The organism is Burkholderia sp. Tr-20355, from assembly GCF_017104685.1.
GTDB classification, from domain to species: domain Bacteria; phylum Pseudomonadota; class Gammaproteobacteria; order Burkholderiales; family Burkholderiaceae; genus Burkholderia; species Burkholderia seminalis.
The window spans coordinates 1-9,751 of sequence record NZ_JAAGPK010000229.1 but is presented as its reverse complement, the minus strand read 5'-3'; the positions used below and the strand labels follow the sequence as shown (position 1 = coordinate 9,751).

Sequence of the window (9,751 nt, the reverse complement as noted above, 5' to 3'; positions counted from 1 at the left end):
CAGCGCGGGCGGTGCCGGCGGCGTGCGGGCGGCGAACCCGTATGCGGCGAACCTATCAAGAAAGCAGGAGGCATGACCGCAGTGCAGAAGATCAAAGTATTGTGCGTCGACGATTCGGCGCTGATCCGCAGCCTGATGACCGAGATCATCAACAGCCAGCCCGACATGACGGTGTGCGCGACCGCGCCCGATCCGCTCGTCGCGCGCGAGCTCATCAAGCAGCACAACCCCGACGTGCTCACGCTCGACGTCGAAATGCCGCGCATGGACGGGCTCGACTTCCTCGAGAAGCTGATGCGCCTGCGGCCGATGCCGGTCGTGATGGTGTCGTCGCTGACCGAGCGCGGCTCCGAAATCACGCTGCGCGCGCTCGAACTCGGCGCGGTGGATTTCGTCACGAAGCCGCGCGTCGGGATTCGCGACGGGATGCTCGACTACGCGGAAAAGCTCGCCGACAAGATCCGCGCGGCGTCGCGCGCGCGCGTGCGCCAGGCGCCGCAGCCGCAAGCCGCCGCGCGCTCGGCCGACAGCCCGGCGGCCGCGCCGATGATCAACAACCCGCTCGTCAGTACCGAGAAGCTGCTCATCATCGGCGCGTCGACGGGCGGCACCGAGGCGATTCGCGAAGTGCTGACGCCGCTGCCGCCGGATGCGCCGGCCGTGCTGATCGCGCAGCACATGCCGCCGGGCTTCACGAAGTCGTTCGCGCAGCGGCTGAACGGCCTGTGCCGGATCGCGGTGAAGGAAGCCGAGCACGGCGAGCGCGTGCTGCCGGGCCATGCGTATATCGCGCCGGGCCACGCGCACCTGTTGCTTGCGAGAAGCGGGGCGAACTATATTGCGCAACTGTCGGACGAGCCGCCGGTGAACCGGCACCGCCCGTCGGTCGACGTGCTGTTCCGTTCGGCGGCGACGCACGCGGGCAAGAACGCGATCGGCGTGATCCTCACCGGGATGGGCCGTGACGGCGCGGCCGGCCTGCTGGAAATGAAGCGCGCGGGCGCCTACACGTTCGCGCAGGACGAAGCGAGCTGCATCGTGTTCGGGATGCCGCGCGAGGCGATCGCGCTCGGCGGCGCGGACGAGGTCGCGCCGCTCGCCGACATGAGCCGCCGCGTGATGGCGCGCCTGGCGACGATGGGCGACCGCGTGCAGCGCGTTTGAATGGAATGTCACGGGACGCGTGCCACGATACGCGTCCCGACGGAAACGAATCTGGAAAGGAACGACGATGGACAAGAGCATGAAAATCCTGGTGGTGGACGATTTCCCGACGATGCGCCGGATCGTCCGCAACCTGCTGAAGGAACTGGGCTATTCGAACGTCGACGAGGCCGAGGACGGCCTGGCCGGCCTCGCGCGGCTGCGCGGCGGCGGCTACGACTTCGTGATCTCGGACTGGAACATGCCGAACCTCGACGGCCTCGCGATGCTGAAGGAAATCCGCGCGGACGCGACGCTCACGCACCTGCCGGTGCTGATGGTCACGGCCGAGTCGAAGAAGGAGAACATCATCGCGGCCGCGCAGGCCGGTGCGAGCGGCTACGTCGTGAAACCGTTCACGGCCGCGACGCTCGACGAGAAGCTGAACAAGATCATCGACAAGATGGCGAAGGCCGGGAGCTGACGTGAACGAGCCGATCCATGCGGCGCTCGCCGGCGCGGGATTCAGCGCCGACAGCCAGCCAGAAGGCGCCGATTTCGCGAGCGACCGCATCCTCGCGCGCATCGGCCACGTCACGCGCACGCTGCGCGACTCGATGCGCGAGCTCGGGCTCGACAAGCACGTCGAGCGCGCGGCGGAGGCCGTGCCCGATGCGCGCGACCGGCTGCGCTACGTCGCGACGATGACCGAGCAGGCCGCCGTGCGCGTGCTGAATGCGATAGAGGTCGCGAAGCCGATGCAGGCGCGCATCCAGAACGAGGCCGAGGCGCTCGACGCGCGCTGGACGCAGTGGTATGCGGCGCCGATCGAGCACGCGGAAGTGCGCGCGCTGATGGACGATACGCGCGCGTTCCTGCGCACGTTGCCCGAGGCGACGTCGGCCACCAGCGCGCAGCTGCTCGAGATCATGCTCGCGCAGGATTTCCAGGATCTCACCGGGCAGGTGATCAAGAAGATCATGGACATGGTTTACCTGATCGAGCAGCAGCTCCTCACCGTGCTCGTCGAGAACATCGCGCCCGAGCGGCGCGAACAGTTCGCGGCCACCGCGGCCGCGCTCGCGGCCGAGCAGATGAGTGCGACCGGCAGCCCCGAGTCGCTGCTCAACGGCCCGCAGATCGCGCCGGAAGGCAAATCCGACGTGGTCCAGGACCAGGGGCAGGTCGACGACCTGCTCGCGAGCCTCGGCTTCTGACCTTGCCGCCACGCGTCGGCGCGCCCCGTTTCGCGGGGCGCCCGCCGCGCGCCTTTCCCGTTCCCGCCTCGTTTCCCCGTGCGCGCCGCGTCCCTGCGGCGCGGCGTGATCCTGCGTCGAATTGACACTTGGTCACACTCAGCAGGCATACTACGCGTCAGCAGCAACGTAGCGTCATTCGTACGAATCGTCGGTTGGCAGGCGGCGCAGGCCCGATGGCGGCGCCGCCGCAACGAAGCCAATCCCTTGGGGGGGAACGTGAAGCTGAAACGCTTGGGCTGGACCGTCGCGCAGGCGGCGGCCGCAATGGGTGTGCTGTGGGCCGTCCACGCACATGCTGAACTGGGCGGCGCGCCGATGTCGCCGCCCGCGGACGATCAGGCCGCCACCGTGCGCGCGCTGCAGCGCGCGATGCGTTCGGCGGACGGCGTGCAGACGAGCACGGCCGGCTATACCGTCCGCGAGATCACGCTCGGGTCGGGCACCGTCATCCACGAATACACGTCGGCCGCCGGCAGCGTGTTCGGCCTCGCGTGGAGCGGGCCGACGATGCCGGATCTCGCGTCGCTGCTCGGCAGCTATTTCCCGCAGTACACCGCAGGCGTCCAGGCGGCGCACAAGGCGCGCGGCTGGCGTGCGCCCGTGGCCGTCGACACGAGCGGCCTCGTGATTCGGACGGGCGGCCACATGGGCGCGTTCTCGGGTCAGGCGTGGCTGCCGGCGGCGCTGCCGGCCGGCCTGGCCGGCACCGACATCCAGTGACAGCGGGAGAGCGATCTTGAGCATTCATCGTACATTCAAGCGCTGGCTCGGCGTGCTGGGCCTCGCGGCCGCGACGGCCGTGCTCGTCACCGCATGCGGCGGCGGCGACGGCGGCGGCGGCAGCAACACGGGCAACAACGGCAACAACGGATCCGGCGGATCGGACGGCAATTCCGGAAATACCGCCGTCATCACGGTCGCCACGGGCGTCGCGAACGTGATCAACATCCCGACCATCAGCGTGAAGGTCTGCGCGCCGGGCACGTCGAACTGCCAGGTGGTCAACAACGTGCTGGTCGATACCGCGTCCTACGGGCTGCGGCTCGTCGGCAGCGCGGTGTCGGGCGTGCTGGGCAGCCTGCCGCAGGTGACGAGCGGCGGCGCGCCGGTGGCCGAGTGCGGCAAGTTCGTGTCGAGCTACACGTGGGGATCGGTACGCACGGTCGACCTGTCGATCGGCACCGAGCAGGCGAGCGCGCTGCCCGTACAGATCATCGGCGACCTCGGCACGACCAACGTGCCGAGCTCGTGCACGAACGGCGGCGCGTCGGCCAACTCGGCGGGTGCGCTGGGCGCGAACGGGATCCTCGGCATCGGGCCCGCGCCGTACGACTGCGGCACGACCTGCGCGACGTCGACGTCGTCGAGCAACAACTACTACGCGTGCCCGAACGGCGACAACGCGAGCTGCACGGTGGCGCTCGTGCCGCTGTCGCAGCAGGTGGCCAACCCGGTCCATCGTTTCGCGAACAGCGACGGCGTGAGCGTGCAGATGCCGGCCATCTCGAGCAACGGGCAGGCGAGCGCGACCGGGACGCTGACGTTCGGCCTGCCGAGCCTGAGCGGCAAGACGGTCCTGACGTCGACCACGACGGGCGACGTCAGCGCGACGTTCCTCGGGCGCAACGTGACCGCGTTCTTCGATACGGGCTCGAACGCGTATTTCTTCAACGATTCGGCGCAGACGGTCTGTTCGCGGAACACGGAGTTCTACTGCCCGTCGTCCGCGACGACCTACTCGGCGACGCTGAGCGGCCAGAACGGCGCGTCGGGTGTCGTGTCGATGCCCGTCTCGAACGCCGATTCGCTGTTCTCGAACCCGTCGACGTTCGCGTTCAACGACATCGCGGGCCCGTTCGGCTCGACCAGCTGGCTGGACATCGGCATGCCGCACTTCTACGGCAAGACGATCTACTTCGGGATGGACAAGACCGCGAGCGGCGGCGCGCAGCCGTTCGTCGCGTTCTGACAGGGCGCGGCGGCACGCGGGAACAAAGGGGGCGAGCGATCGCCCCCTTTTTTTATCGCGCCGCCGTGCGTGTCCGATGGGCCGGATTTCCGCCGCGCGCGGGCGCAGCGCCTACGATGTAAGACCGGCACCGGTGCCGGCACGACATCGAGGAGACAACGTCATGAACCCGCGTATCCAGCGCATCACGCCGTTCCTGTGGTTCGACCGCGACGCCGAGGCGGCGGCCGGCTTCTACGTGTCGGTGTTCGACAACGCGCGCATCGTGCACGTCGCGCGCTACGGCAAGGCCGGCGCGCACGCGTCCGGCAGCGCGGAGGGCGCGGTGATGACCGTCGCGTTCGAGCTCGACGGGCAGGCGTTCGTCGCGCTGAACGGCGGCCCCGTGTTCCAGATCACGCCGGCCGTGTCGTTCGTCGTCAACTGCCGCGACCAGGACGAGATCGATCATTACTGGGCACGCCTGTCCGAAGGCGGCGACGAGCGCGCGCAGCAGTGCGGCTGGTTGCGCGACCGCTTCGGCGTGTCGTGGCAGGTCGTGCCGGTGCAGATGGCCGAACTGATGACGGGCGACCCGGCGCGCGCCGAGCGCGTGATGGCGCAGGTGATGACGATGAAGAAGCTCGACCTCGCCGCGCTGCAGCAGGCGGCGGATCAGGCCGGATAATCGAATGCCGCGCACGTCACGCGATTATCGTTGGTGCGCGGTTTCATTCGAATGTAATCAAATGCCGGATTATCGGGGGCTGTCGTTTCTGTCAGGTCTTCAAGATTATTAAAATGACGCGGCATGCAAGGCCGCGGTACCGCATTATGCTTAAGCGGCCTTTCCCGCGCGGCATCGGCGTCCATGTGAACGGGCGAGCGCCGGCCGGCAGGCGAAAGAGATGGAGTCCGGTGAAAATCAAACATATAATGCCGGCGTTGTTTCCGGGGTGCCAATATAAAACAGGAGGGTAATAAGATGGGTTTTTCCGAAGCCGTTCGTACCGCACTCAATAAATACGCGACATTCGAAGGCCGTGCGCGTCGTGCCGAATACTGGTATTTCACGCTGCTGAGCGTCATTCTTTCGATCGCGGCCCAGGTCATCGGCGCGGCCGGCCGCGATGGCGGCCTGATCACGCTGCTGCTGCTCGGCGTCATCTGCCTGGTCTCGCTGGCGCTGCTCGTTCCCGGCATCGCGGTCAGCGTGCGCCGCCTGCACGATACGGGCCGCTCGGGCTGGTTCCTGCTGATCGCGCTGATTCCGGTGGTCGGCGGCATCCTGCTGCTCGTGTGGATGTGCTCGCGCGGCACCGACGGCCCGAACCGCTTCGGCGCCGATCCGATTCCGGCCGTCTGACCGGCCCCGCCCCGGCGCGCGAGCGTCGCGCCGGGGCCTGAATATCCCGCCTTTCCCGCCCGTCGGTTCACCGCAGTCGTTTCACCCTTTTCCCCGCTTCCCGCCGTCGGCGTCCTGCCCGCGGCCGACCCCTCGCCATCGCGCCGATCGGCACGTTTTTCCGCGTTGCCGCGCGTCGCTGCGCCCCCGCGCCAGCCGCGTTCGCACCGGCTCGCCCGATTCTCCGAAATACCCCCCTTTCCCGGCTTTGCTCGACCGATCGGCGTTTGACGCCTGCATGAATAATCGGTGTCACTGGAAAGCGGCATTCCGCCGTACCCGACTGGAGGCCCCGTGGCAGACGAGAGCGATCTCGACAAGACCGAAGCCGCCACTCCCAGGCGCCGCGAGAAGGCGCGCGAGGAGGGGCAGGTCGCGCGTTCGCGCGAGCTGGCTTCGTTCGCGCTGCTCGCGGCCGGGTTCTACGGCGCATGGCTGCTCGCGGGCCCGTCGGGCGCGCATCTGCAGACGATGCTGCGCGGCGCGTTCACGTTCGATCGCGCGACCGCATTCGACACGAACCGGATGCTGTCGGCGGCCGGCAGCGCGAGCCTCGAGGGCCTCACCGCGCTGCTGCCGATCCTCGCGCTCACCGGTCTCGCCGCGCTGCTCGCGCCGATGGCGCTCGGCGGCTGGCTGATCTCGCAGAAGACGTTCGAGCTGAAGTTCGACCGCCTGAACCCGATCTCGGGCCTCGGCCGGATCTTCTCGATCCAGGGGCCGATCCAGCTCGGGATGTCGGTCGCGAAGACGATCGTCGTCGGCGGGATCGGCGGCGTCGCGATCTGGCGCAGCAAGGACGAACTGCTCGGCCTCGCGACGCAGCCGCTCGGCGTCGCGCTCCCCGACGCGCTGCACCTGGTCGCCGTGTGCTGCGGCACGACGGTCGCCGGGATGCTGGTGGTCGCCGCGCTCGATGTGCCTTACCAAATCTGGCAGTACAACAAGAAGTTGCGCATGACGAAGGAAGAAGTGAAGCGCGAGCATCGCGAGAACGAAGGCGATCCGCACGTGAAGGGGCGGATCCGCCAGCAGCAGCGCGCGATCGCGCGCCGCCGGATGATGGCGGCCGTGCCGAAGGCCGACGTGGTCGTCACGAACCCGACGCACTTCGCCGTCGCGCTGCAATACACGGACGGCGAGATGCGCGCGCCGAAGGTCGTCGCGAAGGGCGTGAACCTCGTCGCGGCGCGCATCCGCGAACTCGCGGCCGAACACAACGTGCCGCTGCTCGAGGCGCCGCCGCTCGCGCGTGCGCTGTATCACAACGTCGAACTCGAGCGCGAGATCCCCGGCTCGCTGTACTCGGCCGTCGCCGAGGTGCTCGCGTGGGTCTACCAGCTCAAGCGCTTCCGCTCGGAAGGCGGCGCGTTTCCGGCGGTGCCGGTCGATCTCGACGTGCCGGCCGAACTCGACAAGGGCACGTCGGTCGCCGCCGGCGACGAACGCGAGGAAGCCGAGGACACGCTCGGCCAGCAAGGAGCGTCGCAATGATCCGCCCCCACGCTCACCCGCGCGCGCCGTTCCCCGTAGCGGCTACCGCCCCTGACGCGGCCCGGCCGGAGGCAGCATGAGCACCCCGACCACCGGCCTGTTCGCCAAGCGCCAGAACCCGTTCGCCGGCACGAACCTGCGCGCGCTCGCGGGCCCGATCCTCATCTGCATGATCCTGGGGATGATGATCCTGCCGCTGCCGCCGATGCTGCTGGATCTGCTGTTCACGTTCAACATCGCGCTGTCGGTGATGGTGCTGCTCGTCAGCATGTACACGATGAAGCCGCTCGACTTCGCGGCGTTCCCGAGCGTGCTGCTGTTCTCGACGCTGCTGCGCCTGTCGCTGAACGTCGCGTCGACGCGCGTCGTGCTGCTCGAGGGCCACACCGGGCCGGACGCCGCCGGCCAGGTGATCGAGGCGTTCGGCCACTTCCTCGTCGGCGGCAATTTCGCGGTCGGCATCGTCGTGTTCGTGATCCTGATGATCATCAACTTCATGGTGATCACGAAGGGCGCGGGGCGGATCGCCGAAGTGTCCGCGCGCTTCACGCTCGACGCGATGCCCGGCAAGCAGATGGCGATCGACGCCGACCTGAACGCGGGCCTCATCAACGAGGAACAGGCGCGCAAGCGGCGTCTCGCCGTGTCGCAGGAAGCCGAGTTCTACGGGTCGATGGACGGCGCGTCGAAGTTCGTGCGCGGCGATGCGATCGCCGGCCTGATCATCATGGCGATCAACGTGATCGGCGGGCTGATCGTCGGGATGGTCCAGCACGACATGTCGTTCGCCGCGGCCGGCACGAACTACACGCTGCTGACGATCGGCGACGGCCTCGTCGCGCAGATCCCGTCGCTCGTGATCTCGACTGCAGCCGGCGTGATCGTGTCGCGCGTCGCGACCGACGAGGACATCGGCACGCAGATCACCGGCCAGCTGTTCACGAACCCGCGCGTGCTGACGATCACCGGCGTGATCATCGTGGTCATGGGGCTGATCCCGGGGATGCCGCACTTCGCGTTTCTCGCGCTCGGCGGCGGCGCGATCTGGCTGGCCCGCACGCTGACCCGGCGCGCGGCGGCCCGCAAGGCGGCCGGCGACGTGACCGACATCGCGCCGCCCGCGGTGCTGCCGTCCGACAGCCACGAGGCAACCTGGGACGACGTGCAGCTGATCGATCCGCTCGGCCTCGAAGTCGGCTACCGGCTGATCCCGCTTGTCGACAAGGGCAGCGACGGCGAGCTGCTCAAGCGCATCAAGAGCATCCGCAAGAAATTCGCGCAGGAGATCGGCTTCCTGCCGCCGGTGATCCATATCCGCGACAACCTCGAGCTGCGGCCGAACGCGTACCGGATCGCGCTGAAGGGCGTCGAGATCGGCGTCGGCGAAGTGTTCCCGGGCCAATGGCTGGCGATTAACCCGGGCCAGGTGACGGCCGCGCTGCCGGGCGCGGTCACGCAGGATCCCGCGTTCGGGCTGCCGGCCGTGTGGATCGACGTCGCGCTGCGCGAGCAGGCGCAGGTGTACGGCTACACGGTGGTCGACGCGAGCACGGTCGTCGCGACGCACCTGAACCATCTCGTCGTCCAGCACGCGGCCGAACTGCTCGGCCGCCAGGAAGTGCAGGCACTCATCGAGCGCACCGGCAAGGACGCGCCGTCGCTCGTCGAGGACCTCGTGCCGAAGACGATCTCGCTGACGACGCTGCAGAAGGTGCTGCAGAACCTGCTCGAGGAAGGCGTGCCGATCCGCGACATGCGCACGATCCTCGAGGCCGTGTCCGAACACGCGGGCCGCGGCGACGCCTACGAGATCACGGCCGCGGTGCGGCTCTCGCTCGGCCGCGCGATCACGCAGCAGTGGTATCCGGGCGCCGGCGAAATGCAGGTGATGGGCCTCGATGCGAATCTCGAGCGCGTGCTGTCGCAGGCGCTCGCCACCGGCGCGAACCCGGGCCTCGAACCCGGCCTCGCGCACAACCTTCTGACCGGCACGCAGCAAGCGATGCTGCGTCAACAGAATCTCGGGCTGCCGCCCGTGCTGCTCGTGCAGCACGCGCTGCGCGCGATGCTCGCGCGTTTCCTGCGCCGCAGCCTGCCGCAATTGAAAGTGCTGTCGTATGCCGAAGTGCCGGACACACGCACGATCAAGGTCGTTAACGTCATCGGGGGTTCCGCTTGAACATTCGCAAATTCACCGGCGCAACGAGCCGCGACGCACTTCGTCTCGTGCGCGAGGCGCTCGGCGCCGACGCGGTCGTGCTGTCGAACCGCACGCTCGATGACGGCAGCGTCGAAATCGTTGCACTCGCCGATTCGGACCTGGCCGCGGTGACGCCGCCGGCCGCCCGCTCGCGCCTCGCCACGCCGCGCCTGCCGGAATCCGTGCCGGCCGCCGCCGTGCCGGGCATCGTGTCGCGCCCGGGCGCGGTACCGGCGCGCCCGGTCATGAATCCTTATGCCGCCGGCGAAGGCGGGCTGCCGGACGTGTTCTCGTCCGTGTTA

General features: G+C 68.6%; 9 protein-coding genes and 1 pseudogene. All 10 read left to right on the top strand.

Annotated elements, in window-relative coordinates; genetic code table 11:
* The first annotated feature begins 72 nt into the window (after positions 1-72).
* A complete protein-coding gene (locus tag G3N62_RS32410; RefSeq protein ID WP_034188080.1) occupies positions 73-1,164 on the top strand; it encodes a chemotaxis response regulator protein-glutamate methylesterase in 1,092 nt (363 codons plus the stop codon).
* Between the two features lie 67 nt (positions 1,165-1,231).
* Positions 1,232-1,627, top strand: a complete 396-nt coding sequence (cheY, locus tag G3N62_RS32405) for a chemotaxis response regulator CheY (protein ID WP_006485893.1) — start codon at positions 1,232-1,234, stop codon at positions 1,625-1,627.
* A gap of 1 nt (position 1,628) precedes the next feature.
* Positions 1,629-2,360, top strand: coding sequence for a protein phosphatase CheZ (gene cheZ, locus G3N62_RS32400; protein ID WP_034188079.1), 732 nt, complete (start codon positions 1,629-1,631; stop codon positions 2,358-2,360).
* A gap of 258 nt (positions 2,361-2,618) precedes the next feature.
* Complete coding sequence (locus tag G3N62_RS32395) at positions 2,619-3,122, top strand: DUF2844 domain-containing protein (protein WP_034188078.1); 504 nt, start codon at positions 2,619-2,621, stop codon at positions 3,120-3,122.
* A gap of 16 nt (positions 3,123-3,138) precedes the next feature.
* Positions 3,139-4,371: a DUF3443 family protein gene (locus G3N62_RS32390; RefSeq protein WP_069707188.1), complete on the top strand. Its 1,233-nt coding sequence runs from the start codon at positions 3,139-3,141 to the stop codon at positions 4,369-4,371.
* Positions 4,372-4,534: 163 nt separating this feature from the next.
* Positions 4,535-5,038 carry a VOC family protein gene (locus G3N62_RS32385; protein ID WP_034188076.1) on the top strand — a complete coding sequence of 168 codons (504 nt, stop codon included), beginning with the start codon at positions 4,535-4,537 and terminating at the stop codon, positions 5,036-5,038.
* Between the two features lie 297 nt (positions 5,039-5,335).
* Positions 5,336-5,716 carry a DUF805 domain-containing protein gene (locus G3N62_RS32380; RefSeq protein WP_034188075.1) on the top strand — a complete coding sequence of 127 codons (381 nt, stop codon included), beginning with the start codon at positions 5,336-5,338 and terminating at the stop codon, positions 5,714-5,716.
* A gap of 333 nt (positions 5,717-6,049) precedes the next feature.
* On the top strand, positions 6,050-7,249 hold the full coding sequence (gene flhB / locus G3N62_RS32375) for a flagellar biosynthesis protein FlhB (RefSeq protein ID WP_034188074.1): 1,200 nt from the start codon (positions 6,050-6,052) through the stop codon (positions 7,247-7,249).
* A 76-nt stretch (positions 7,250-7,325) separates the two neighbouring features.
* Entirely contained in the window at positions 7,326-9,428 is a 2,103-nt protein-coding gene (flhA, locus tag G3N62_RS32370; RefSeq protein ID WP_059559372.1) for a flagellar biosynthesis protein FlhA, read from the top strand.
* Positions 9,425-9,751 (top strand): annotated as a pseudogene (gene flhF, locus G3N62_RS32365) (flagellar biosynthesis protein FlhF); the annotation flags it as partial. The gene flhA and the pseudogene flhF, both read left to right, overlap by 4 nt.

Coding starts and splice junctions, on each gene's coding strand:
- cheY (WP_006485893.1), top strand. CDS start 1,232: ATGGACAAGAGCATGAAAATCCTGGTGGTGGACGATTTCCCGACGATG.
- flhA (WP_059559372.1), top strand. CDS start 7,326: ATGAGCACCCCGACCACCGGCCTGTTCGCCAAGCGCCAGAACCCGTTC.
- G3N62_RS32410 (WP_034188080.1), top strand. CDS start 73: ATGACCGCAGTGCAGAAGATCAAAGTATTGTGCGTCGACGATTCGGCG.
- G3N62_RS32380 (WP_034188075.1), top strand. CDS start 5,336: ATGGGTTTTTCCGAAGCCGTTCGTACCGCACTCAATAAATACGCGACA.
- G3N62_RS32385 (WP_034188076.1), top strand. CDS start 4,535: ATGAACCCGCGTATCCAGCGCATCACGCCGTTCCTGTGGTTCGACCGC.